At 47.5% G+C, this 24,938-nt stretch carries 31 protein-coding genes; 29 read left to right on the forward strand and 2 right to left on the reverse strand.

Features of this window, described 5'->3' with window-relative positions; all coding sequences use genetic code 11:
* Positions 1–342: 342 nt before the first annotated feature.
* The gene (gene rdgC, locus NCTC9997_RS03015; RefSeq protein ID WP_064977257.1) at positions 343–1,257 is read right to left on the reverse strand and encodes a recombination-associated protein RdgC; all 915 of its coding nucleotides are present in this window, start codon (positions 1,255–1,257) and stop codon (positions 343–345) included.
* Positions 1,258–2,331: 1,074 nt separating this feature from the next.
* Between rdgC and NCTC9997_RS03020 the strand changes: the two genes are divergently transcribed.
* On the forward strand, positions 2,332–2,874 hold the full coding sequence (locus NCTC9997_RS03020) for a zinc ribbon domain-containing protein (RefSeq protein WP_064977258.1): 543 nt from the start codon (positions 2,332–2,334) through the stop codon (positions 2,872–2,874).
* On the opposite strand, the gene NCTC9997_RS03025 is transcribed toward NCTC9997_RS03020, so the two are convergent.
* Complete coding sequence (locus tag NCTC9997_RS03025) at positions 2,875–3,540, reverse strand: LexA family protein (RefSeq protein WP_064977259.1); 666 nt, start codon at positions 3,538–3,540, stop codon at positions 2,875–2,877.
* A gap of 106 nt (positions 3,541–3,646) precedes the next feature.
* Between NCTC9997_RS03025 and NCTC9997_RS03030 the strand changes: the two genes are divergently transcribed.
* The 28 genes from NCTC9997_RS03030 to NCTC9997_RS03160 all read left to right on the forward strand — a co-directional run bounded on the left by NCTC9997_RS03030 (position 3,647) and on the right by NCTC9997_RS03160 (position 24,938).
* Positions 3,647–3,865: a Cro/CI family transcriptional regulator gene (locus NCTC9997_RS03030; protein WP_064977260.1), complete on the forward strand. Its 219-nt coding sequence runs from the start codon at positions 3,647–3,649 to the stop codon at positions 3,863–3,865.
* Entirely contained in the window at positions 3,862–4,509 is a 648-nt protein-coding gene (locus NCTC9997_RS03035) for a hypothetical protein (RefSeq protein ID WP_064977261.1), read from the forward strand. The genes NCTC9997_RS03030 and NCTC9997_RS03035 overlap by 4 nt, the downstream gene beginning before the upstream one ends.
* A gap of 12 nt (positions 4,510–4,521) precedes the next feature.
* Complete coding sequence (locus NCTC9997_RS03040) at positions 4,522–4,728, forward strand: hypothetical protein (RefSeq protein WP_064977262.1); 207 nt, start codon at positions 4,522–4,524, stop codon at positions 4,726–4,728.
* Entirely contained in the window at positions 4,718–5,662 is a 945-nt protein-coding gene (locus NCTC9997_RS03045) for a conserved phage C-terminal domain-containing protein (RefSeq protein WP_082935459.1), read from the forward strand. The genes NCTC9997_RS03040 and NCTC9997_RS03045 overlap by 11 nt, the downstream gene beginning before the upstream one ends.
* 2 nt (positions 5,663–5,664) lie before the next feature.
* Entirely contained in the window at positions 5,665–6,399 is a 735-nt protein-coding gene (locus NCTC9997_RS03050) for a replication protein P (protein WP_064977263.1), read from the forward strand.
* A 507-nt stretch (positions 6,400–6,906) separates the two neighbouring features.
* Positions 6,907–8,013 carry a DUF968 domain-containing protein gene (locus NCTC9997_RS03055; protein ID WP_156669233.1) on the forward strand — a complete coding sequence of 369 codons (1,107 nt, stop codon included), beginning with the start codon at positions 6,907–6,909 and terminating at the stop codon, positions 8,011–8,013.
* Positions 8,014–8,522: 509 nt separating this feature from the next.
* The gene (locus NCTC9997_RS03060) at positions 8,523–11,849 is read left to right on the forward strand and encodes an autotransporter outer membrane beta-barrel domain-containing protein (protein WP_082935460.1); all 3,327 of its coding nucleotides are present in this window, start codon (positions 8,523–8,525) and stop codon (positions 11,847–11,849) included.
* 141 nt (positions 11,850–11,990) lie between these two features.
* On the forward strand, positions 11,991–12,728 hold the full coding sequence (locus NCTC9997_RS03065; protein WP_064977268.1) for an EAL domain-containing protein: 738 nt from the start codon (positions 11,991–11,993) through the stop codon (positions 12,726–12,728).
* 35 nt (positions 12,729–12,763) lie between these two features.
* Positions 12,764–13,345: a hypothetical protein gene (locus NCTC9997_RS03070; protein ID WP_064977269.1), complete on the forward strand. Its 582-nt coding sequence runs from the start codon at positions 12,764–12,766 to the stop codon at positions 13,343–13,345.
* A 137-nt stretch (positions 13,346–13,482) separates the two neighbouring features.
* Positions 13,483–14,271: a hypothetical protein gene (locus tag NCTC9997_RS03075; protein ID WP_197665238.1), complete on the forward strand. Its 789-nt coding sequence runs from the start codon at positions 13,483–13,485 to the stop codon at positions 14,269–14,271.
* Between the two features lie 237 nt (positions 14,272–14,508).
* The gene (locus NCTC9997_RS03080; protein WP_064977270.1) at positions 14,509–14,829 is read left to right on the forward strand and encodes a phage holin, lambda family; all 321 of its coding nucleotides are present in this window, start codon (positions 14,509–14,511) and stop codon (positions 14,827–14,829) included.
* On the forward strand, positions 14,826–15,242 hold the full coding sequence (locus NCTC9997_RS03085) for a M15 family metallopeptidase (RefSeq protein ID WP_064977271.1): 417 nt from the start codon (positions 14,826–14,828) through the stop codon (positions 15,240–15,242). Before NCTC9997_RS03080 ends, NCTC9997_RS03085 begins: the two co-directional genes overlap by 4 nt.
* Positions 15,239–15,751, forward strand: coding sequence for a DUF2514 family protein (locus NCTC9997_RS03090; protein WP_064977272.1), 513 nt, complete (start codon positions 15,239–15,241; stop codon positions 15,749–15,751). Before NCTC9997_RS03085 ends, NCTC9997_RS03090 begins: the two co-directional genes overlap by 4 nt.
* 1 nt (position 15,752) lies before the next feature.
* Positions 15,753–15,944: a hypothetical protein gene (locus NCTC9997_RS03095; RefSeq protein ID WP_064977273.1), complete on the forward strand. Its 192-nt coding sequence runs from the start codon at positions 15,753–15,755 to the stop codon at positions 15,942–15,944.
* A 144-nt stretch (positions 15,945–16,088) separates the two neighbouring features.
* Complete coding sequence (locus tag NCTC9997_RS15280; protein ID WP_064977274.1) at positions 16,089–16,433, forward strand: HNH endonuclease signature motif containing protein; 345 nt, start codon at positions 16,089–16,091, stop codon at positions 16,431–16,433.
* An 87-nt stretch (positions 16,434–16,520) separates the two neighbouring features.
* On the forward strand, positions 16,521–16,988 hold the full coding sequence (locus NCTC9997_RS03100) for a phage terminase small subunit P27 family (RefSeq protein WP_064977275.1): 468 nt from the start codon (positions 16,521–16,523) through the stop codon (positions 16,986–16,988).
* Entirely contained in the window at positions 16,942–18,684 is a 1,743-nt protein-coding gene (locus NCTC9997_RS03105) for a terminase large subunit (protein WP_064977276.1), read from the forward strand. The genes NCTC9997_RS03100 and NCTC9997_RS03105 overlap by 47 nt, the downstream gene beginning before the upstream one ends.
* Entirely contained in the window at positions 18,684–19,973 is a 1,290-nt protein-coding gene (locus NCTC9997_RS03110) for a phage portal protein (protein ID WP_064977277.1), read from the forward strand. Before NCTC9997_RS03105 ends, NCTC9997_RS03110 begins: the two co-directional genes overlap by 1 nt.
* 11 nt (positions 19,974–19,984) lie before the next feature.
* Positions 19,985–20,842: a head maturation protease, ClpP-related gene (locus NCTC9997_RS03115; protein ID WP_064977278.1), complete on the forward strand. Its 858-nt coding sequence runs from the start codon at positions 19,985–19,987 to the stop codon at positions 20,840–20,842.
* 15 nt (positions 20,843–20,857) lie between these two features.
* Entirely contained in the window at positions 20,858–22,075 is a 1,218-nt protein-coding gene (locus NCTC9997_RS03120; protein WP_064977279.1) for a phage major capsid protein, read from the forward strand.
* 50 nt (positions 22,076–22,125) lie between these two features.
* Positions 22,126–22,398 carry a hypothetical protein gene (locus NCTC9997_RS03125; protein ID WP_064977280.1) on the forward strand — a complete coding sequence of 91 codons (273 nt, stop codon included), beginning with the start codon at positions 22,126–22,128 and terminating at the stop codon, positions 22,396–22,398.
* A gap of 14 nt (positions 22,399–22,412) precedes the next feature.
* The gene (locus tag NCTC9997_RS03130) at positions 22,413–22,739 is read left to right on the forward strand and encodes a head-tail connector protein (RefSeq protein WP_064977281.1); all 327 of its coding nucleotides are present in this window, start codon (positions 22,413–22,415) and stop codon (positions 22,737–22,739) included.
* On the forward strand, positions 22,736–23,113 hold the full coding sequence (locus NCTC9997_RS15465; protein WP_071849670.1) for a head-tail adaptor protein: 378 nt from the start codon (positions 22,736–22,738) through the stop codon (positions 23,111–23,113). The genes NCTC9997_RS03130 and NCTC9997_RS15465 overlap by 4 nt, the downstream gene beginning before the upstream one ends.
* On the forward strand, positions 23,061–23,483 hold the full coding sequence (locus tag NCTC9997_RS03140; RefSeq protein WP_064977282.1) for an HK97-gp10 family putative phage morphogenesis protein: 423 nt from the start codon (positions 23,061–23,063) through the stop codon (positions 23,481–23,483). Before NCTC9997_RS15465 ends, NCTC9997_RS03140 begins: the two co-directional genes overlap by 53 nt.
* An 8-nt stretch (positions 23,484–23,491) precedes the next feature.
* Complete coding sequence (locus NCTC9997_RS03145) at positions 23,492–23,863, forward strand: hypothetical protein (RefSeq protein ID WP_064977283.1); 372 nt, start codon at positions 23,492–23,494, stop codon at positions 23,861–23,863.
* Between the two features lie 6 nt (positions 23,864–23,869).
* Entirely contained in the window at positions 23,870–24,337 is a 468-nt protein-coding gene (locus NCTC9997_RS03150) for a phage tail protein (protein WP_064977284.1), read from the forward strand.
* 11 nt (positions 24,338–24,348) lie between these two features.
* The gene (locus NCTC9997_RS03155) at positions 24,349–24,687 is read left to right on the forward strand and encodes a hypothetical protein (protein WP_064977285.1); all 339 of its coding nucleotides are present in this window, start codon (positions 24,349–24,351) and stop codon (positions 24,685–24,687) included.
* A 17-nt stretch (positions 24,688–24,704) separates the two neighbouring features.
* Positions 24,705–24,938, forward strand: a complete 234-nt coding sequence (locus NCTC9997_RS03160) for a hypothetical protein (RefSeq protein WP_156669234.1) — start codon at positions 24,705–24,707, stop codon at positions 24,936–24,938.

Below are 24,938 nucleotides of genomic sequence, written 5' to 3' on the forward strand. Positions count from 1 at the left end.
CTTGTTTATAAATTCAATAATAGCTGATTTTCTATATCTAACAATACGATGAGTGAATCGTATTGGCGATAGAATTTTTCTATATTTATGATTAACATTCCATTCTCTCAATGTTTTTGTCGTTACTCCTCCTAGCATGAGGCATACCTGCTCAGGTGTTAACAGTGAATCATCGTCTTTTTTTATTTGTTGGGTCATTGGTCTTGTCTCTTTGTTGTATTACTTGATATGCTGCTCTTGCAGAGAGTGGCTTGTGATTGGGTCATTGCTCTTGTCTCTAGGGGCTTCGTTTGGTCGCGGAACCCCGTAAAACCCCCGCTGTTAAAGCGGGGTTTTTGCTTTCTATGCCTGGCTATTTGATTCACCGCCAAGGGCATCAAACATCTGGCTGAATAATGCGTTAAGCTCGCCAGTCATCAGAGCAAAGTCAGCATCAAAACGCTTTTCAGGATCCTCACGGTCAATGTCATCGTTTTGTTCGCGCAGTTCGTCGGCAAACTTAATGCGCTTGATAGATGCATCATCACAAAGCATAAAACTGATACGGTCTTGCCAATCCAGAGCCAGCTTGGTTACCAGCTTTTGCGCATCGATATGAGATGCAATTTCATCGCAGTCCAGTTCTTGATGCTTGCAGCGGATGATGCCGCCATCGTCAAGAACAGACTTAAGTTCAGCATCTTCAAGCAAGCTGAATCCCGCAGGAAGATCACCGTTGCGTACCCAGTCGGTAAGGGTTAGCTCAATCGGTTTTTGTACGCTAAGTGGTACCACTGGCAGGCTTCCGATGGTTTTACGAAGTAAGGCCAGAACGTCTTCCGACTGTTTCGCTGACCCAGCATTCACGACCACGCGCTGTGTTGATGTATCAATCCAGATCATGGTTTGTGCGTGCTTGCTGAATGCGCGCGGAAGCAGGGTATGCAGCACTTCATCGCGGATGGTGTCTTTCTCTGCTTTACGCAACTTGCGTTGCTGCTCAGATTCCAGCTTGGCCACCTTGGCATTTACGGCCTGCTTTACCACTGCAGTAGGAAGAATCTTGGTTTCGCGATGTGCGCACAATATGATGTGGTGACCTGACTTGTGCAGCATGGTTTGAGTGCCGGTGATCACGGGAACCCATCCGAACTTTGAGCTGTCTTGGCTTCCACATGGAGTAAATGCGAAATAGGCTAGCTGCTTCTCCAGAATTTCTTCATGGAATTCGACCGTGAGAGTCAGTCGGTAAATAATTAAATTCTTGAACCACATCATATTGGTTGGCCTTTTTCAGGTTGAGTTAATCCGCAGCGCGTGAGCACTGTTTATCTGGAAATTAATTTATTAGTTGGCGTGACGGTTATTCTGGAATTTCAGCCCTGTGGGCATGCACCCTGCCAGTTAATTTTCAGTGTTGGCATGTTGCCTCCTTACTTTAGGAGTTGTGGTGTCCGGAGCTGATCTCGGATGGTGGTATTTACCGCTATGCTTTCAAGCGCGTCTCAAGCCTCTTATTCCCACCTGTCCTGCTATTAAGGTTGCGTCTAGCTATTACGCATTCACCACAACTGAGATTGCACTGTTTGAGCAGCAGGCTCCGATATTCCTCAGGGCGCATCCATTGTTGGGGAGTGCCTCGGATTTGAGCTGCCTTTCGCCTAGGCACTCCATGGGGTATCGTGTCCCTCACGCAGTGCAATCTCAGTTGTGTGCTCACCTCACAGCGAGCGTGACCAGAGTACACCTGCTAACAGGCTTTACTGGTTAGGCGGTATCACCCAAAAGTCGCCGCCTCGTTGATGCTTTTGGGTTTATAACCGACCGACGGTAGTCAACCCCATGCCCTTGGATGTCTTCGGCTCATGACCGGTGCTGATATGGCATACAGCTGCGTAACCGGGTCTCGTTTGTGAAGATGCCTGACAAGAGAGACTGTTCTTGCTACCAGAGGTACTCGGCTGCTGATCACTACTCAGCATTTCGGATGACTCCGAGCGGTCTGTCCGCTTACTTCTGCATTGGCCGGTGCTCCATTTCAATATTCACTACAGCGAAGCGTCCTGATCATCGGTTTACACACCATTGACCGTTAAAAGGAATAGTCCGAAGACCAAGGCGCTTTGCTGTAGAAAGCACTGGATACCTGTGTAGGTTGGGGAATGAGCCCGTTACACAGCAGTGCTCGTAACCGTCGTTTTAATAAAAAATATAAGCATAATTATATTTAGTCAACACAAAAGAGTTATTTTCTTGCCGAGAATCTAAGTTGATGGCGTTCTTGTTATATAAAAATCCAGTTACAACAGCATGTTATAATTGGCGGCGTTTTATGTTTCGAGGATGACTTCAATGGCAATGACAAAATGCCGAGAGTGTGGAAAGGATGTCTCAACGGAGGCTAAGGTTTGTCCACATTGTGGCGTTGAAAATCCAAGCTTTACTTTTGCTACTCCTGCTCCTGAAAAGAAAAAGGATCAGGGGTTAGGCATTGTTGGTGGTCTGTTCGTTTTGTTAGGAACGTTTTTTATTGTATTTTCGTTGCTGAAATGTACATCAAGTGATGAGACTGATAGCAGGGTTAAGATTGAAGCTGAATGCCGGCAAAGTTTGCAGTGCTGGGGAGATAAAAACAGTTTAGCTGCATCAATGAAGTGCGATCAGGAGATCGAACGGCTAGCAAAAAACAGCTTTAAATGGACTGACAAAACTCTCGAGTCTAAATTTAGTCATCACCGTTGGCTCGATAAAGATGCCGGCACTCTAACGTACATAGGGGATAAAATTCAGTACCAGAATGGGTTTGGTGCGTGGGTAAATCATATCTATGAATGCGATTTCGACCCTGCAACAAAAACAGTCCTTGGTGTTAGAGCTGAGCAGGGCCGACTATGATTAAAGCTCGGTAATAACTTGTCGTACTCGCCCGACAATTCTGCAATTACCGTTAACTTCCATAGGCTTATATGTTGGATTTAACGGAACTAAATACTTTGTCGGGCCATCTATCTGCAGTTTTTTTATTGTTGCCTCAGTGCCACCTTCCAGCATGGCAACGATAATTTTCCCGTTTAACTCTTCCACAGAACCATAACGCGGCTCTACCACTACGGTAGACCCTTCAGGGATGCTTGGCGCGCCGTACGGATTAGTCATTGAGTCACCGCGCACCTCGAGCGCAAAAGCGCTATCTGATACTTTTGATGTTGTTTCTAGCCAGCGTACGCTGTCCATATCTATCTGTGCACTCACACATGTGTCAGTCCACTGTCCCGCTTGAACCCAGCTGATCACAGGGACCAGCCTTGCTGTTGCCGTAGGCATTGGTACTGCATTCGTAAAAGATTCCGTTTTTCCACCATACAGGATCACTGACTCATCAACACCGAGAAGCTTTGCCAGGCGATATAGGTTTTCGCCGCTAGGCTTGGACTCGTCACGCTCCCATCCACCAACCGCAACACCGGAAATCCCGATCACTTTACCGACCTGAATCTGAGTCATTTTCATTGCTTTACGCAGGCGTTTAACGCGCTGCCCGATGGTTTCTAGTTCAGCCATGGCAAAGCTCCCATCCAATTAAAAATATAAGTTAGCTTACATTCTATTGACTAAAGTTAGCTTACAAATTAAATTGTAATAACACTTACATTTCGAGGCGTAGAAGATGACGATCACCGAAGCCGCAAAACATTTCGGTAACCGCTCAAAAATGGCACGCGCTCTTGGTATCTCTCCTGCTGCGGTCTATCAGCGGCAGAAGGCGACCGGTGATGTTCTTCCTGACGACTGGGCCATGAAGCTGCATTTTTTAACTAATGGTGAGCTGAAGTTCTCCCCGGAGAAGCATCAACAATCACCTGACAACTCAAAGGTATCAGAATGAACAAAAATAGGGTGTTCACTCATAAACAACAGCGTCGTAGTACCGACATGATGACGCTGCATACGCTGATTCGTTATGCGTATGACGCGTGGCGTTTTCAGCATGGGGCTGATGTTTCTGTTATCTGTGAGCTAATTGCTCATCATTATTTTGCTGGTGGCCTGCATCGTGAAAACGGCAAGCCAATATTGCGTGAAACAATCAGTGAGGCAGCTATTGCTAATAACCGCACCAACATTACTCGCTGGTTATCAAAAGACACGCCTGATGCACGTGCTGTTGTCTCAGATCTCAGTGTCGCTTTTTTTGGTGGGATACCAAAAAAGCTAGGGGAAGAAGTTCTAAATCTATGGCTTGGCCCTGCTGGATTTATTGTTTCCGCTGTAAATGAACCGTCTTGCACTCCTAACGTCCCAGATCTGAATGCAAAGCTTGGCTCTGCATCAAAAGAATTTGGTGAGGCTATTGAGGCGTCACTGCAGATCCCTCTTAACGAATCAGCGTCTACTGATCAAATTCGAGCGGCATTGGCCGAGTGGATTGATGTGCAGCGCGCTAATCAGCACGCGATTGAACATCTGGAACACATGCTTGCAGAGCGCAGCCGGCCGACCACCGGTAACCGCCGCACTGACAAACGTTGAGAGACAATAGCAATGCATCAATCACAGACCTATTCCAATCCAATTCAGCCGATCCTGAAATCTACGGTTCTCGGCATCGATGGGAAAGCGCAGTACTACTACGCAAAGCAAGACGCAGCTGGTGAATGGGCTATCAACCGTCTGGAGGCTGCTGCGTTCTGGGCAGAGCAAGCCAAGCGTCTTAAAAAATTGCATTCGGAGGCGCAAAGTGAGCATTGACGCAATGAGATGGGCAAAGCCGATTAAGACTGGCCGTTCTTCATCAAAGGCGGTTCTTACGTGGCTAGCTGATATGTGTGGTGCTGATCTGTGTGCATACCCATCTATCGCTGCATTAGCTGATGCTACTGAGCTGAACGTTAAGACCGTGCAGACAAGCCTTAAACACTTGGTTGAGCTTGGCTTAATTGAAGACACTGGCGAGCGTCGCGGTTTAACTCGTCAGGTTATTGTTTATCGGCTGGTGGGTGTTAACGAAAGCTACGCTGACTCACAACACCACCAAAAACGGGCTTGTTTTAATACCACCAAAAACGGTGCTGTTAATAAAGAGAACACACCCAAAAACGGTAACGTTACCGAAAACGGGTGTGTTAACCAAATGAACACTACCGAAAACGGTACTGTTACTGAGGTAAATACACCCAATTTTGGAGCCAAAGACACCCAAAAACGGGGTACGGAATCTACCAGTAATCTTAAAGATCTAAGATCTAACCCCCTTACCCCCAAGGGGGAAGACGTCCGCCAGCAGGTATCTGACCTGATTGACCACTTGAACCAAAACCTAGTCAAACTGGCTAGCAAACTTGGCAAGCCAGCTCCAACCATGGGATTTCGTGCAGGTACAGCCAATGTTCGGATGATCTCGGCTCGACTGCGTGAGGGTTACACCATGGACGACTGCCGCATGGTGCTGGATTACCTTTCCGAGATGTGGGGCGCAGACGTTGAGATGCGCGAGCACCTGTGCCCGACCACGATTTTCCGACCATCAAAATTCGAAGACAGAGTCGTTAAGGCTCACAACTGGAACGATGCCGGCCGCCCAAGCCGCGCCGGTAATTCATGGGACCGAAATGCACCATCGGCGTTCAACCTGTCAGATGCACTGGATGACACCACATGGGCTGATAACGGATTGGGGTTGTGATCATGACTGAGATTAAGACCTTTGAAAACTTGCAGGTAAGCAGTTCAGGCATGCGCAACGCAGCGATGCGTGTTGTGGATTACTCGCAGGTGCAGATTAATTCCGAAGCTGTGCAAAACGTGAATGAGATTTTCCGCGAATTGGCGATCACATTCCCTGCGTGGCGTACCGCATACCCAGATGCACAAAGCTTGAACAGTGCCAAGCAGGTTTGGGCAAAGGGGTTGATTGAAAACGGTATTACTGACATGGCCCTGATCAGAGTTGGATTGCGCGTTGCTCGCTCTCAACCGATGCCGTTTATCCCTAGCGTTGGTCAATTTGTCGCATGGTGTCGCGCTGAATCATCCATCCCTGGCTTGCCTAGCTTGGACGATGTGATGACCGAGTTTGACCGGTTCTGTGCAAACCACCACGACTACAGCATCCCAGAGGCATACCCGTGGTCATCGCCGGTGATGTACTGGATTGTGCTGGATATGCGCCGCTCAATGTACCGCTACAACCAGACCGCTGCAGAGGTTCGTTCGACTGCAAAAAATCTGCTTCGGAAGTGGGAGAAAAAACTGCTGTCCGGAGAGGCTGTGCCATCACCAGTGGCTCAGTTAGAAAATAAACATCGCCCAGCTGGTGTAGCCCAGCAAGCTGACGTTGATGGCCGGTACCGGATGTTGGGAGACTCAATGCTGGCAGCCATTCGCGCCCGCACATCAGTAGCAAAGGGGGTATTGCAGTGAGTATTAGAAATATCCGGATTGAGTTTTTGCTCAATGTTGTTCGGAGCAAGCGAAAGGCTTGGACTGCGGTAGAGCTGTGTGAGCAGACCGGTTTGCGTGAGCCTGTCCTTGCTGCTGATCTCGCGGAGCTGTGTGCTGGCGGCGTGGTGCAGAAAGTCCAAAACGAACAGCAGATGACCTATTTCTTTGCGGAGAGTTTCCGATGCTGATTGCCTTGATGCTAACTGGCGTGGTGGTTGTCGTTATCGGTGGACTGTTCATCTGTTCGCGCAGCAGAGCAGTGACCGCGCCGGTGTCTGACTCTAATGCATGGGACGAAGACTTGAAGGCCGCTCGTGCGCTTCGAGATTTGGCAGCACGCTGTAAAGCGGCTAGGGGAGTGCGTGAGCATGGCTAAACGCATAATTCGACCGGTAGTAGAACTTTTGGTTTGGCTGATTGCAGGCGTATCGGTATTGGGGTTTGTGCAAATCCTGCTGGAGCTGCTAGCAAAAGGGGGCTGAGATTTTGCTTTCTGAAAAAACGTATCTAGTACCGGCATACATCCAGAAGGACTTGGATGTTCTTATGGTCAAGCTGCCCGAACCGGTCCAACGTTTTCAGGGAAAGAAGGTACTGATAACACTCGCACCTGACAGCATGCAGAAAAGTGATGCTGGTACGGTTGATGTCAGCCTTGAGGCTGCACCTGAAATGATGGCGTTCTATTCCAGTGAGGCTGTATTTAATGCCTGTGGTGGCACAAAGGGAATGCGCGCCTGGATTGCGCGGACAAACACCCACCGATGCCAATTGGCGGATGACAAGTTTTGCCATCATGAAAAGATTATCTGGGAGAGCCCTTTAGGCGCACTTCAAGTCTGTTGGTATCACGACCCTTCAATATCACGGTGGGCAGGGGACGGCGAATATGCTGCCAAAGTGAACCAAGTACTGGATCAGCTGCGCCGTAAATATGTCATCGAGACGATGCGCTCTTGGCTTGAGGTACCTGCAGGCCGGCCTATGTCTCTATATGAGGTTTTGTGGTTCGCTGTTAGCCAAGAACTCACAGTCCACTTACCCGATGCTCTGATGGCAAAGATGGCTGGCTATAAGGAACCTAAGCCCGAGCCGGTTTTGAAGTTAGGTGATAAACCTGATTATTGGGAGCGGTTCCGTATCCCAGAAAAGCGCGAGGATTACGTAAAGCAAGGGCGCTCTAGCTTAGTTGAGCAACAACAGAAGCTTGAGAGAGCGGTATCTTCAGTTCCAGCTTTAGATGCTAGAACAGAGAAGGCAGTTAAAACGCTTCAGGTAGATCCAGAGCCGCCAGCATCATTTATGCTCAAACCAAAGCGCATTAGGTGGGTATGTGAAAAGTATACGCAGTGGGTTAAGAACCAGCCGTGTGTCTGCTGCGGATCTCAGGCTGATGATCCGCATCATTTGATTGGGCATAACCAAGGTGGCGTGGGAACCAAAGCTCATGACATCTTCACTATTCCACTGTGCCGTCAGCACCATGATGAACTGCATAGAGATCCTAGGACATGGGCGAAGGTGTATGGGAGTCAGTTGTTGCATGTGGTGCAGACGATAGATGCCGCTTTTTCTCTTGGAATATTAAAGTAATAACGAATGAAACTAAAATTAGAGTTACTAATTTTAGTTTCATTGTGCGCTACATTTTTAGTTAATTCGTATATTAGGAATTACTTTCGTCTTATTGACGGTAGAGAGGCATCAGCTGAACTAGTGTTGATGTGTAGATTGGTTATTTTGTTGATTCGTACTTTTTTATTTTTAAATGCTGAGTTTTATCTTTTTGTGCTGATGATTAACTATTATTTATATGGCATTGCTAGTTGTGAATGTTTTTTAAAGTTGTTTATGGAATGTTTTATTTTATTTTATTGTAACTATTCTTGTTTGTGTATTGTGTGATTTATAAAATCAATGGATATTTTCATTGCGAAAATACTTCCAAAATCAAAATCAGTATTATATGTTATAAAACACCCGGTCATTTTTGTTATTGTGGCTTTAGGGTTTGGTTAATAATGTGTTTATTTTGCAGTGGATAATAAAGCAAGGAGAGGATAGCCAGGGATAAGGCAAATAAATAAGAAGGTCGTTTTAAAATGAAATGTTCTCATAATTCAATATTTACAATAGGTTTATTAGCTGCTTCAATTAGTAGTGCGTTTGCTGCTGTTCAAAGTTTTGATGATGGTGGTGTGCACAATCTCGTTGGCGTCATTGGTGACAATAAAGGAAACCCTAACACGCCTGCAGTTAGCGCTTCAAATGGCTCTACTGTAAATATTGAAGAGCAATCTAGCATATCAGCATTTTCACCTTATTCATTTGGTGTTTTATCATCAGATGCTGCAACTGTTAATATAACCAATTCAAAAGTTAATAGTGTTTCTAACTATTCATTTTCCGTTGCTGCAAAACAAGGCGGTACGGTTAATATATCAGGTTCTGAGATTACGTCTGAATCAGGAGGTAAGAAACTTCCGAGCAGTGGTTCAGTATTGAGTAGTGGCAATGGGGCGGTCGTCAATATTGATAACTCAAAAGTGATCGCATCATCCAATGGCTCAACTACGGCTCACGATGGATTAAGAGTTGTTAATAGTGCCGGTGTTATATCTGAGAATAATGGCTCTGTCAATATAACCAACTCAAGTGTTATTACATCAGGCGATGTTTCATCTGGCATTTTTGCACAGGCAAAGGGGAATGTTTTAGCCTCTGGAGTTGATGTTACTACATCGGGAAAAACAAGCTCTGCTATAGAAATTACTGGTGGTTCAGAGGCAATAATAAATAACAATTCTGTTATAAAAACTACTGGTGATGATTCTCATGGCATCGAGTTAGTCGGTGGTAATGTGACACTGTCTGATTCATCTGTTATGACAGCGGGGCTTTCTAACGCTGCTAATGCACAAGGTGCTAACTCATCGTTATCTGTTGAAAATTCTACGCTATCTACCGTAGGAGATAGCGCTCAAGCTATTTATGCGGGAAACAAAGCAAACGTTTCGCTGAATAAAGTAGGTGTATCCACCTCTGGATTAGGGGCATATGGTGTACTAGCAACAGATAAAGATACAATAGTATCTATTACTGACAGCTCCATTTCTACATCAGGAAATAATAATTCAGCACTAAATTATTCATCCAACGCTGTAGTGAGCCAATTCGGTAGCACTGTTACCTTAAGTGGTACTAATAAAATAGATACAAAAGGTAATCAGGCAGTTGGTTTATTATCACAGGTTAGTGGTGAAGGATTAGATACATTAATTACAGCTACAGGTAAAACTGAGATTAGCACGGAGGGATATAATTCTTTCGGTTTAGTGTCATGTTCACTACAAGGGGGCGGTCGTGAGTGTGTATCCGCCCTGGAAGATGGTAATGATGGAAACAATCCAAGCAGTAAATCCTTAATTGAAGGGACTGGCATAACAGTCAATACCAAAGGTGAGGGCGGCTACGCAGTTTATGCTAATGGTAAAGATGCAACTGTTAATATAAAACAATCATCTTTATCGACAACTGGTGTTAATGCACATGGTATTGCTATTCGTCAAGGTTCGGTAATTGGCGATAATTTGAATGTAAAAACCTCAGGTGTTGGTGCTAACGGTGCCACATTATTTAATGGCGGCACTCTTGGTTTATCAAATTCTAGCCTTGTATCAGATAATGCTAATGGTTTACTAATTACAGGTAATGGCTCACTAAATCCTGCGGTTATAGCGTTGGATAATAGCTCTGTTGACGGGGCGGTCTCAGGAGTAGCCATAAATGATGGTTCTGCAAATATTAATTTGCTAGATAGCCACCTTATGTCATCGAGATCTAATGTTTTGCTTGATAACAAAGGAGGTGAGTTAGCTATTAATGCGCAAGGTTCTATTTTAGATGGTGTATCTGTTTTGGGTGACAGTGGGAACACCGATGTTTCTTTAGCCAATAGTGTCTGGAAGCAATCGGCTGGTTCTGTTCTGAATAATCTGGCTATGAGTGGTAGTGATCTATATTTTGGGAAGGGTAATGATGTTGTATTGTCCTCTCCTGATAGAACCGTTCACGTTAAGGGTAACTATCATGGTGATAACGCAACCATTCACTTCGTTACAAAATTAGAGGGCGATAACTCAGAAACCAACAAGTTAATTATTGACGGTGATAGTAGTGGCACATCTCTTGTATCTGTCTCAAATGCAGGGGGGATGGGCGACCAAACCATCAACGGAATTGAATTAATCAGTGTTGCTGGCGAATCCAATGGTATTTTTAAACAAAAATCAAGGATTGTTGCTGGGGCGTATGATTATCAATTAACCAAGAAAGAGAAAGATTGGTACTTAGTAAGTCATCTTACAACACCAGAGCCAACACCAGAGCCAACACCAGAGCCAACACCAGAGCCAACACCAGAGCCAACACCAGAGCCAACACCTAAGCCATTGATAAGACCAGAGGTAGGTAGTTATTTAGCTAATAATATTGCAGCTAATACGATGTTTAACATGAGCCTTTACGATCGAATTGGTAGCACATACCATGCTGATTTTAATGGAGAAAAAAATCATAGTTTATGGTTAAGACAGGTTGGGGAACACACATCATTTAATGATTCATCTGATGGTACTAAAACTAGAGTTAATAGTTTTACGACTCAATTGGGAGGGGATATTTATAAGGGGTCCTCTAATGGTAATGATTCTATTACCTTTGGTGCATTTGGTGGCTATGGATATAGTTCAAGTAAGACCAGAGCTGATCTGACAGGTTACTCCGCGAAAGGTCATGTTGATGGGTATAGCCTTGGTTTTTATGGGACATGGTTTGAAAACCCTCAGCAAGAGAAGGGATTATACGTTGACTCTTGGTTGCAGTATTCTTGGTTTAATAACTCGGTTGATGGGCAAGAGTTGTCTACGGAGAAATATAAGTCAAAAGGGACAACGGCATCTCTAGAAATTGGCAATATCAATAAACTTAAAGAAACTATTGCGGAAGATGGGACCAAAACTAGTCTCATAGTTAAACCTCATGCGCAGCTTATTTATATGGGCGTAAGACCAGATACATTTGTTGAGGGTAATGGTACTGTTGTTAAGTCAAATATTTCCGGTAATTTTCAAACAAAACTTGGTGTTAGACTCTCTCTTAATGAGAAGTCTATCGATGCAGAAAAAGAAGTTAAAGATATTACTCCGTTTGTTGAGGCGAACTGGATTCACAATACAAGAGATAATTCAGTTTCAATGAATGGATATAATATTGCTGAGGCTGGCGTGAAAAATGTAGCCCAGATCAAGGTCGGTGTTGATGGTAACGTTAAAAACAACCTGAGCGTTTGGGCTAATACATCAGTTCAGGTTGGTGCCCATAATTACACCAGCATTCAAGGTATGATTGGTGTAAGTTATAAGTTCTAACTGTTGTTTGATATTTGCAAAAGGGCTGGTTTGTCAGCCCTTTATTTTAAAAATATTCACTTCAAAATAAATAACTCTTATTTTATAAATTTTGCCTCATAGCCATGAGCGCATTAAATTAAATTCTTGACCGGATTCCGTATGAGTACGATTACGCATGATTATTTGATATTTTGTTATAAATATAATGGTATGGATTTTCATGTGGTTGCCCAGCCAATAGTAAGTAACTCTTCAGGTAAGATAACAGCCGTGGAGCTTTTGCCAAAATGCTATAAGGAAGCATGCTTTGATGGGTTATATTTAGAGTCGGGGGTAAATGATTTGGCTAAAATGGCTTGTATTAAGATGCAAGCATTATCCAATATTGTACTGGATTTTCGTCGTTTTAATATGCATATAAATATCGATGTTAGTGCCCTGCTAAATTCCGAGTTTATATCAGCTGCAATGAATAATCATCATCGTTTCTCATTTGAGGTTAAGGGGTTCGATTATGATTATGAGCTTATGCAAAAGGTCAGATCTGCGATCTCGAAATTGAAAGAGTATGGCCATGAAGTATGGCTTGATCATTTTGGTGTTAACTCATCATCTTTGTGTACTCTACTTGATTACCCATGGAGTGGGATAAAAATTGATAAGGAAATTGTTTGGCGTAGTTCAATGCATCAATTGTTATTGATAGTGGAGGTTTGTAAGTGTCATGTAGATAAAATTATCTTGGATGGGATTGAAAGTAATGACTTACTTAGCTTGTCTAAAATATCAATGGCTACGGAGAGTCAAGGCTATCATTGGCCTTTGCTTAAGCGAAATGATTTTTTCGCTTTAAATAAAAAATTGCGTAGTCTATCCAAGGGGTTTTATAACAATTAAAATATCTTCATGTTCATATTTTATCCGAGCTGAAGATGGGGCTAGTCATTGATATTAATAATAGGTCAATAGGGGATGCAATTAGCATTGCTACGGAGGGTGTAACCACCAGCTATGGCGAGGTCAGCTCTGGCCGTGATGAAACCGCAGATAGAAAGATCTGTAAGATGCTAGATAAAGGCAAAGTGCTCGCTGCAGTTGATAGGCTACCTTCTCATTTATCCGGTTGGCTGTTGGTTGCCTATGCCGCACCTGGCTATATCTCCGATAGACGAGCACAAGAGTTCTATGATGTTGTCCTGAGCGAGTTCGTTGGTCGCTATGGTGATGCCGGTTTTAAACTTTCCGAAGATCGCTGGGATGCTTTTATCCGACTCATCCCTCTGATCTGCAATGACGTAGCTAGACATGGTACTGACGTTGATGCCCAGTATCGACCGGCAGAATACATTGCCGTACTCGCAGCTGATACCGGTTTAGATGCATCGGTATTACGTAAAGGTTGGCGCCGTGATTGGGCCCCAGCAATTGAATTTGTAAAAAGCATTCTCGACGGTTGGGACGCGCTAGCAAAACAGAAATTTCGACAAGAACTAGCAACCTTCCATATGGCTTGATTTTGTTTTGCGGCATAGGGCATGGATCTTACGGGGCCGGTTTTATGAACAATTCGTGATTTTGTAAAAGGGGTATGTCTTTTGGACTAAGCTGTGAGAGGGCATCTAAGCCCGTAATCAACCGATAGGGAAATACTATGTCTAATGTTCGTCAGCTTGTTAACGATTGGGTAGCAGGCGGTGTTAGTTTGGCAGCAACAGCTTCAACGTTGGCCGTTAATACAGAACAGGCGCAGTATGCTGATACTGTTGGGGATTTTTTAGGTATCAACACCAGTGCTCCTAATGCAAAGGGTATTGAGATTTTTGCTGATCCGCGTAACTTGCCGACCGCGATTTCTAGCATCATGACCCACACCCAGAATAAAGCTGATTTTCACCCAGCAGTACAAACACCAGAAGTAGTGGCGCAGCGTTTTTCAAATTACATCATTGGGATGGATAACACGCCATTCTTCCATCTGCTGACTAATGACTACGTTAAGCAGACCTTCAAGTCAAAAGACTACAATCAGCTGATTGACCAAATCGTGTCGCTGTACGATGGCGTTAGTGAATCAGACAAGTCGAAGTTGAAGAGCAAAATCACTGATATGGCTAAGTCTGTCTTCAGTCAGAGCCATTCGGAAAAATGGGAAAACTTGTTTTCTCAGGCGACTATCGACTATTCGAACACCCGTGAGCCGAAGCTCTACATTTTTTATACCACGCTGCACATGAAGCATGAAAAGAACGGTAAGTCCGAAGTCTCTGAGCAGGAATATACCGTGAATCGTGTTGAGTATTCTGTGCTGGCAGAGCTGATTCATTCGTACGCAGAAATGTTGTCCGCTTTAGTGAAGACGGATGTGGATGATTGGATGAAGGTCTCTTCTTCACCATCTAATCCAACCATCAAGCTGTGCTTTGAAAAAGCGAACGTATAAGCGTTATTTTTGGCAGCTCTCATGGATGCATGGCTCCGCATTAGATAGCTTGATTTCATTTTGCGGCAGATTTAATATCGTAATCCTATAGTGGATTACTGCATCCAATAGACATAAACCCGCCTCGAGCGGGTTTTTTTGTACCCAAATTTCGGCCATCAGCCTTTTTGTGCTGGTGGCTTTTTTGTATGCGACTGGTTAGCCCTGACTCGTCGCCATGACGCTCAGGAGGGCTATATGCCGGAAAAAGACCCCAGCATTTGGGCAATGCTATGTGCATGGGCGTACCAGAACTCACCAACTATCTATTCCTTTTGTCTAGCCTTCACCATTGCTGCTATCCGCGTTCTCTACGGTGGCGGTACCAAACGAACGATGATTTTAGAAGGGGCGCTATGTGGCGCCCTTTCTCTTTCCTTTGTATCGGGAATGAAGTGGTTCGGCATACCAGTTGACGCTGCTGCATTCATTGGCGGCATGGTGGGTTTTATCGGCGTGAAGCAGCTGCAGATCTTTGCTTTGCGGATCATCAATAAGCACGTACCAAAGGAGCAATGATGTCTTTTTACTTGGGCAAACATAGCCTTGAAAACCTGCGAGGCGTGCATCCGGACTTGGTTAAGGTGGTGAAGCGCGCCATCGAGCTGACCAAGGTGGACTTTAAAGTCATTGAAGGTAAGCGCACCGAAGCTCGCCAGCGTCAGCTGGTGGTCAACGGCAAGAGCCAGACCATGAACAGCCGGCACCTGACTGGCCACGCGGTGGACTGCGCTCCGCTGGTGGCTGGAATTATCCCGTGGAATGACCGTAAGGTATTCACTGCGGTATCTGAAGCCATGTTCTCTGCAGCCAGTGAGTTAGGTGTGAAGATTCGCTGGGGTGGTGACTGGAACGAGAATGGTCGTAGCGATGATGAGCGGTTTTATGATGGCCCTCATTTTGAGCTGCGTCGTGCGGAGTATCCGGCATGATTAGCCGCCGTGCATTATTGGCCATCGCAATGGCTGTAGTGGCGCTGTGGCTTTTCTCAGAGTGGCGTTACTCCGCAGGGGAAGCTGCCATGAATGAGGTGTGGCAGTCTCGCTGGATTGCGCGTGATGCTGCTGATGCAGAAGAGCGTCAGCTTAGGCAAGAAGCTGCCCGTACAGAAGAACAACGGCGGGCTGATGCTGTAGCAGCTCAGGAGAAAGAGGCGAACGATGAACTGGAAAAAGCAAAGCGTGATGCTGCCGCTGCTGAGTCTCGTGGCTTGCAGCAGCAACTCAAAACCCTCAGGGCTAAGTTCTCATCCAGTGGCTCCTGCTCGATTTCCGGAGCTGCCGGAGCAGGCAAAGCAGAAGCCTCTATCACTGTGCTCACCGAGCTGCTCGGCGAAGCTGATGCAGTTGCGGGAGCAATGGCAGAAGAAGCTGACCGCGCTCGAGTAGCAGGTGCTGCATGTGAGCGGATATACAACTCAGTAACTAAAACAGGAGATTGATGTGATTACTCTTTCACTTGCTCAGATCAAAGAGCTGGCGCGCTTCGCAGAACAAGAAGGGCAGCAAGAATACACCATTACGCATGGCGAGATTCCTGCATTTGAAGACTCTACGGGGAAAAACGTCCCAGCCTATAGCGGCTTGATTGCGTTCTCCGGATCAGTAGATAGCGGTGTGCTGCAGCTCGGCTAAGGGCATTACAGATGGCTTTCAATGAGAGCCATCGATAATGCCCACGGGGAGAGCATCTGCACTTATACAGGCTTAGGCCAATAGCATCCAGCTCCCGCAGTGGGCAGATTATTGCACCTCGCTTTATTCCAAGAGGAGTGACTCATGAAGTCATCAAGCGTTTATAGCAGTCGTTGGAACAAGGCTAGGTTGTCGTACCTAAAAAGCCATCCGTTATGCGTGTGGTGCCGCGAGCACGGGCAGATAACCCCTGCAACGGTGGTAGACCACATTCAACCGCACAGGCTCAAAGAGGCTCTGCAGTCAGGCGATAAGGCTGCTATCGATCGAGCGCAGAAATTGTTCTGGGATACCAGCAACTGGCAAGGGCTGTGCAAGTTACATCATGACTCAACAAAGCAACGGGCAGAGAAGCGAGGCCGAGCTCAAGGCTGTGATGAGGATGGCATTCCATTCAGTGCAAGCGCGCATTGGGGAGGGGCGGGTTAAAAGTTCAGGGGAAACGCCTTTGACGACCGCCAGTCCTCCTTTTTACGCACAACCGCGAAATGAAAAGTTTTTTTCTGGGAGGTTCTGATGGCTGGAAGGCGACCAAAACCGACCCACTTAAAGGTGGTAACCGGTAACCCGGGCAATCGAAAACTCAATGATCATGAGCCTAAACCACGACGTGAAGTACCGAGTCCTCCGGAGCATTTAACCGACTGGGGAAAAATGGCGTGGGTAAAGGTGTCCCTGCTTTTAGACGACATGGGCGTTTTGACTGTGGCTGACTCTTTAGCCCTAGAACGCTTGTGTGATATTTACGCCGACATCCTGCAGCTACGTGAAACTATCGCGATAGAAGGCAGGACCTACACAACAAAAACTCAGATGGGTGATTTCTTGATTAAGGCAAATCCGGCGGTGGCCATGCTGGCAGATGCCGATCGCCGTTTCAAAAGTTACCTCGTTGAGTTTGGTCTCACTCCGGCAGCACGAACGAAGGTGAAAGTAGATGGTGGAGAGGAAAAAGAAGACCCGCTCAGCCAGTTCTTCGGCTGACCCGGCAACACAGTATGCACGCGATGTTACTGAAGGCCGCATTCTCGCAGGCCCTGATATTCGCAATGCATGCAGCAGACACTTAAGAGATCTTGAGCATGGCCCGTCGCGTGGGCTGGTTTGGGATGTCGATGCAGCAAATCGTGTTATCGATTTCTTTGCCAAGGTACTCAAGCTCAACGGCGGTGAGCATGAGGGAAAGCCGTTTATTCTGCTGCCGTGGCAGTGCTTCATTGTTGGCTCACTGTTTGGCTGGAAGTCCAGCGATGGTACCCGTCGATTTCGGATGAGCTATATCGAATCGGGTAAAGGCTCTGGCAAATCACCATTAGCAGGTGGGGTTGGCTTGTATTGCATGGTGGCCGATAACGAGCCGCGTGCCGAGGTGTACGCCGCGGCGACCAAAAAAGACCAGGCAATGATTTTGTTCCGCGATGCGGTGGCGATGGTGGATCAGTCGCCTGCATTGTCTACTCGGTTGGTTAAATCCGGTGCGGGACTTAATACATGGAACTTGGCATATCTGCAGACGGGTTCTTTCTTTAAGCCGATCAGTTCTGATGACGGGCAATCGGGGCCGCGACCGCACTGTGCCTTGATTGATGAAGTCCATGAACACAAAACCAATACCGTCGTTGAGATGATGCGGGCGGGGACAAAAGGTCGGCGTCAGGCACTAATGTTCCTAATCACCAACAGTGGACATGACAAAACCAGTGTTTGTTATGACTACCATGAGTACGGAAGAAAAATCGCTGCAGGCACAGAAGAGGACGACAGTTTCTTTTCGTTTATCTGCTCGCTGGATGAAGGGGATGACCCTTTCAAAGATGAATCGTGCTGGGGGAAGGCTAACCCGTCACTGGGTTACACATTTACGGATAAATATCTGCGTGAACAGGTCACACAGGCGCGCGGTATGCCGGCCAAGGAGAGCATTGTTCGCCGTCTTAATTTCTGCCAATGGGTAGATGCGGATAATCCGTGGATGAGCAGTGATGTCTGGATGGCTCGAGAGAAAGATTTTGAACTCATTGAGCTGGCTGGTGAGGAATGTTATGGCGGACTCGACTTGTCTGGTACGCGAGACTTAACCGCACTTGCGCTCTATTTCCCAAAGAAAAAAATCTTGGCTGTTGAGTTTTGGACTCCGCAAGATACGTTATTGCACCGCGCTAAAACTGACCGCGTACCTTATGACGTGTGGGTTAAAAAAGGGCATATGCATGCACCACCGGGCAAGGCTGTGAAATATGCCTTTGTCGCTGAGCGGATCGCAGAGCTCTCGCAACAATTTGACCTACGGCTTATCGCTTTTGACCAGTATCGGATTAAGTACCTCGAGCCAGAGTTGGATGAGGCTGGCGTTATGGTGCCGTTGGTTCCTCATGGGCAGGGCTTTTTCAAGGCCCAAGACTCAGGGTTGTGGATGCCTCACTCGATTGAGCTGTTTGAGGGATTGTTAGATGACGAGTCCATAACAATAAAAACAAATCCGTGTCTTCGCTGGAATGCCGCGTCAGCAGTAACCGAAGCTGATCAAAAGAACAATCGTATCTTCGCCAAGAAACGCAGTACCGGTCGTATTGATGGCATTGTTGCCGCAGCGATGGCAATTGGTGCTGCTGAAGGTGTTGAACTGGACGATGGTGACGTCGAGGGCTTTTTTGATGATCCGATAATCGTAGGTGTGTAATGGCCAAAACTAAACAACCGGGGCGCGTGAAAAGCGCCCTTTTAAATTGGTTGGGTGTACCAGTCACTACAACTACCGGATCATTCTGGGACGAATGGTTTGGTACCAGCTCAAGTGGAAAGGTGGTAACGACTGACAAAATCATGCGGTTGTCTACGACATGGAGCTGCGTAAGGTTGCTCAGTGAGTCGGTATCCACATTGCCGCTAAAGGTGTACCAGCGGCGAGAGGATGGCTCTCGGGTATTAGCGCTAAAGCATCCTGCGTATCAAGTGCTTTGCCGACGGCCTAATATCGAAATGACCCCATCACGCTTCATGCTGATGGTGGTAGCCAGCATCTGTTTACGTGGCAATGCCTTTGTCGAAAAGAAAATGATTGGCCGCAAGCTGGTAGCTTTGGTTCCGTTACTGCCGCAAAACATGGTGGTTAAGCGCTTAGACAATGGCCGCCTCGAATACACCTACACCGAAGGTAGCGCAAAGCGTGTTATTCCTACCGAGTTGGTGATGCACATACGCGGATTCGGTTTAGATGGCATTTGTGGTTTGATGCCAACACAGGCCGGTATTGATGTGTTTGGTGCAGCAATGGCGGTAGATGAGGCGGCTGCAAAAATATTTGAAAACGGATTGCAGAGCACGGGCTTTTTATCGTCAGAAAATGCGCTAAATAAAGATCAGCGAGAGCGCTTGCGCAAAAGCCTGCAGAGTTTTATTGGCTCAAAGAACGCAGGCAAGCTGATGGTATTGGAGAATAAACTCTCATACCAGAATGTGACCATGAATCCGGAGGCGGCGCAGTTGCTGGAAAGTCGCGCCTTTAGTATCGAGGAAATTTGCCGCTGGTTCAGGATCCCGCCATTTATGGTTGGGCACATGACTAAGCAAAGCAGTTGGGCGTCCAGTGTTGAAGGCATGAATTTGCTGTTTTTGACAAACACATTACGTCCACTTCTGGTCAATATTGAGCAAGAGATTGCCCGTTGTTTGCTGGACGATGATGAGGACTATTTTGCCGAGTTCTCCGTGGAGGGCTTGCTACGCGCAGACAGTGCTGGGCGAGCGGCGTATTACACCACGGCCCTGCAAAATGGTTGGATGAGTCGTAATGATGTGCGCCGTTTAGAGAATCTTCCGCCAATCTCTGGCGGGGACATTTATACCGTGCAACTTAACCTCACGCCGCTTGAAGATCTGAAGAAAAACAACCTGCAGTCGCTCGCACTGCATAACTTCCTGTTCCCTGATATTCCTCCGGAACAGTCCCCGCTGAAAAACAACGCATAGGATTTTCCCTTATGACTAAACGAACGCTTCCGGCGGCGCCGGCGGGTCGCCCCTGCGCGCGCGTCTCGTGTGAGTTGTCGCCGGTGGCCATGGAGCGCTGGAATAGCTCTCTGCAGGCGGCAGCATCCGATGATGAAAACACGATTTCCATTCTGGATGTCATTGGTGCGGATTACTGGGGCGAGGGCATGACGGCAAAACGAATGGCCGGTTTGCTGCGTGCCATGGGCGGCGCTGATGTGGTCGTCAATATCAACTCGCCCGGTGGCGACATGTTCGAAGGGCTCGCCATTTATAACCAACTTCGGGAGTACAGCGGGCGCGTCACAGTAAAAGTCATCGGCATTGCTGCGAGCGCCGCTTCCATTATCGCCATGGCGGCCGATGAGCTGAAAATCGGTCGCGCTGCTTTTCTGATGATCCACAACTGCTGGGTTGCAGCCGTTGGTAACCGGCATGATTTGGTGCGTGTCGCCCAAGACATGGAGCCGTTTGATCGTGCAATGCAGGACATCTACAGCGTACGCAGTGGGCTAAGCGGTACCGAAATCATGGCAATGATGGATAACGAAACCTACATCGGTGGGGCGGATGCCGTGGATAAGGGGATGGCTGATGCATTGTTAGATGCGGATGCCGTTCTCGGTGAACCTGACTCTCCTGCCGCAGCGCTGCGCAAATTGGATGCGCTACTCGCGAAAGCTAATACCCCACGCGCCGAACGCCGGCGATTACTGAAAGCCTTGAAGGGGAGCATGCCGGGCGCTGCCCCCACCAATGACGGTATGCATGACGCTGCCGTAACAATAAACCCTGAAATTCTTGCTGGTCTTGAGTCTGCGCTGAGCACTCTGGTTCCGGCTGCCTGATATATCGGAGAGCTTATGTCTGAAGTAAATGAAATCCTGAAAAAAGTTACCGCCAGCATTGAAGAGGCGTCTTCTAAATTCAATGCAAAAGCAGAAGAAGCGTTGAGCGAAGCCAAGAAACATGGCCAGTTGTCAGCGCAGACCAAAGAGTCCGTCGATAAGATGGCTGTCGAACTCAATGCCTTGAAAGAAGCCGAAAAAACGCTGAAAGCCTCTCTGGGTGAGTTGGAGCAGCACGTTGCGAATATGCCGTTGGCGAATGCCCAGCAAGTAATTGAATCGGTCGGTCACCAAGTTGTTTCCGCTGAAGCGATGAAGATGTTTGCTAGTGCCGCTGAAGGTGGCAAGCGCCTTAGTATCCCCGTTAAATCAGCGCTGACTTCCAGCGGCGTCGCACAAGGTGTTGTTGAGCCGCATCGTTTGCCTGGCATTGATACTGCACCTAAGCAGCGCCTGTTTATCCGTGATCTGATTGCTCCGGGGCGTACCGGCTCTCCCGCGGTGTTCTGGGTACAGCAGACCGGCTTTACCAATAACGCGGCAGCGGTACCGGAAAATACCACCAAGCCGTACAGCGGTATTGAGTTCAACACCAAAATCACACCGGTGACCACCATCGCTCACATGTTCAAAGCGTCCAAACAGATCTTGGATGACTTTGCCCAGCTGCAGTCCACGATTGATGCCGAAATGCGTTATGGCCTGAAGTACGTGGAAGAGCAGGAGATTTTGTTCGGTGACGGCTCAGGTGCTCACCTACACGGCATCATCCCGCAAGCGACGGCCTATAAAGCCGAGTTTGAAGTGGCTGAGCAAAACGGCATTGATGATCTGCGTTTAGCGATGCTGCAGGCGCAGTTAGCTCGTTTCCCTGCATCCGGACACGTTTTGCACTTTATTGATTGGGCCAAGATTGAGCTTACCAAAGACTCGTTGGGCCGTTACATCCTTGCGAATCCGGCGTCTTTGGCTGGGCCAACTCTGTGGGGGTTGCCGGTGGTCGCTACGGAAGCGGCAGCGTTTAAAGGCAAATTCCTGACCGGTGCATTCAATGCCGGCGCTCAGCTGTTTGACCGCGAAGAGTCCAACGTGGTGATCAGTACCGAGAACGCGGATGACTTCGAGAAAAACATGATTTCTATCCGTTGTGAGGAGCGTTTGGCGTTGGCGGTGAAGCGTCCCGAGTCCTTTATCTATGGCTCTTTTACCGTACCGGCACCTGCGTCTAAGTAACCCTTTAGTGTTTCAAGGGCGGCCGCGTGCCGCCCAATCAGGATGTGATTATGGCCAAGATGAAAGCCTGCCGACCCATTTTGGTGGGGCGCAACGTCGTGTGTGAAGGCGACGAGTTTGAGACGGACGCACAGCATGCTCGAGAGCTGGTGGCCAAGGGCTATGCCGTCGGCATTGACATAGATGGTAACAGCATAGAACCAAGCCTAGAGGGTGACGCTGCATCTAATGATGCAGGAACAGATCATGAATCATCGTCAGATGGTGATGCGGCGCCAGAACAAGCTGTCCCTGCATCGTCCGGTCGTAAAGCAAGAAAATAACACCGGGGGTTTCCATGCTGAGTTTGGAGTTGGTAAAGCAGCATTGCCGTATAGAGCCAAACTTTGTAGATGACGATACGTTGCTCAACACATACATATCAGCTGCAGTTCGATTCGTAGAAAAGAAGACGGACCGAAAACTCTATGAGAGTGAGTCTGATGATGGGTTTGCTCAGGATGAAGATGCGTTGTTGCTTGATGCCGATATTACAGCTGCGATGCTATTGATGATTGGGCACTGGTATTCGAATCGTGAGGCCGTCAGTCAGAATGATGCGACGTCCGTCATGCCGCTAGCAGCGGAAGACATTCTGCAATTTTATCGGTTTTATGGATTATGAAACCATTAAGAGCCGGGGATCTCCGGTACCGCGCAGTCATTCAACGTAAGCAATCCGGTCGGGATCCAACGGGCGCACCATTACCAGCAACATGGGGGGAAGTGGGGCGTGCGTGGTGCGATGTCCGATTTATCAGTTCATCTTCTGTAATTGCTACAGCGCAAGACAAAACCATCTCTGTATATCTTCTTACATTGCGCAAACGAAATGACGTGTTACCCAGTGATCGAGTGGTAATTCTTAATACTGCTTACCACGTAATTAGTATTGATAACAGCATTCTCGATCGGACGTTACTACGAGCTCAGACGGATGTAATTGATGATCAATATTCAGATAGAAGGACTGTCAGCTCTCAGCCAAGCGCTGGATGAGTTAGGCGATGAGGTGGCAAGCCGAGTGCTTGCTAGAGCGGGGCGTAAAGCTATGCGACCAGTGCATGAAGCCATGCGCCAGTCTGCTGGCTATGACGAGTCTAATCACGGCCAGCATATGCGGGATACGATAAAAATCCGCTCCATCCGAGAGGATGGCGAACGGGTTATACGTGTAGGCCCACAGATGAAAGCGCCTCATTACATCAAAGCTCGTGCGCAGGAATACGGAACGTCAAAACAAATGGCAAAACCATTTATCCGGCCTGCATTGGATAGCAATATTCAGCAGATTGAAGAAACTCTTCGTGAAGAGTTAGGTGCGGGTATTGTGCGAGCGCAGCGGAGAATTGCAGCGAAAAACAAATAGGTGAACGTATGCTCGATGTGCATTTGAAAAATGATGCCGAGCGACTGACGGGGCTACCTGTGTATCCGCTGTTACGACCTGATGATGTGAATGAGTGCATTGTGTATCAGGTGGTCAGCGAGTTTAAGCCGGATACCGGCCTCGCGGATGTGTCGATCATTACCCAGCGTTACCAATTCAAAATCATCTCTCCTTCACGATTAAAAACCATCGAAACCGAAAAACTCCTGCTGCAGGCATGGGCTGGATTGGCGCACGCCAAAATTGATGGTTACCCAGTGCAGTATGTTGCGCGTGGAGGATTCACTGAGGATTACGACCACAGTGATGCTGTGTGGTGCCGGATCCGAGATTTCTTAATTACACATAATGAGGCGTAAGTAAGTATGAGCGCAAAAAAATCATCTCAGTATGCCATGTTACCTGCGGGTACCAAGGTTTCTTGGGGAGCTGATACGGCAGAGGATGCCGCACTCAAGCCTCTCCCGAACTGTACCGCAGTCGGTAAGCAAGGTGCCGTGGGTGGCTTTGTCGATTGCACCACGTTGTTAGATACCCAAGACCAAGCGATTGCGGATCTGCCAAAAGGGCCAGAGAAAGAGTTTGGCTTCATTGATAACCCAGGCGATGAAGACTTCCAAGCATTTCTGGATGCAGCCGAAGCCCGTCAAACGGTCAAATTCAAAATTGAAATGCCGAATGGCCGTATTTCTACCAGCTTGATTTCTCTCGCTGGCTGGGAGATGGCAGAGATTCAGGCGCCAGCCAATAAGGTGATCAGCATTCTGGTCAAAGGTAAACAAAACGATATCCAGTGGAGCAAGAAAGCTTCGCCGGCTGTAGTTAAAGCGTAAGGGTGTGCGACATGACTATTAAATCACTGCTTTTGACCGATAACCGCGTCGTAAAAGAAGTCTCACTGTTCGGTAGTAAGACAACCGTTCGAGCGGTGCCTGTTGCTGTGCAGGTTGACTACATTGCGCTAGTGACGAACGAGAACAAAACAGAACAAGAAAAGGCGTTGGCTGCAGCTGAACTGGTGCTGGGCGCATTATGCAAGCCGGACGGCACGGCCTATCCGGACGGTGATTTGCCAACGACGGAAGAGCTGCTGGCCAGCCGCTCCAATGCTGAACTGATCGATGCCGTCAATACTCTGCACCGAATGAGCAATGGCTCGCTCGAGGAAGCTGAAAAAAACTAAGAAGCTGTCCCCAGCTGATGACATTGTTCGCGCTGGCTGACCGTTTCAGCCAGCCTGATGTCTCGTTGATAGCCAATCTTCCTCCGGCCATTCTAACCCATTGGTTGGCCTACTTTCGGATTTCAGCTGCAGATCATCAAGTCGATACCCCGCCACCTTCTTATCCAACGTCCACTGAGCCGAGCGACACTTTTTTGCAGGCATCTTCGCTAGATGCACAGTGTGCGGCAGTGGCTAGCATAATGAGTTAA

The sequence above is a fragment of the Plesiomonas shigelloides genome (assembly GCF_900087055.1).
Taxonomy (GTDB): domain Bacteria; phylum Pseudomonadota; class Gammaproteobacteria; order Enterobacterales; family CAMTGL01; genus Plesiomonas; species Plesiomonas shigelloides.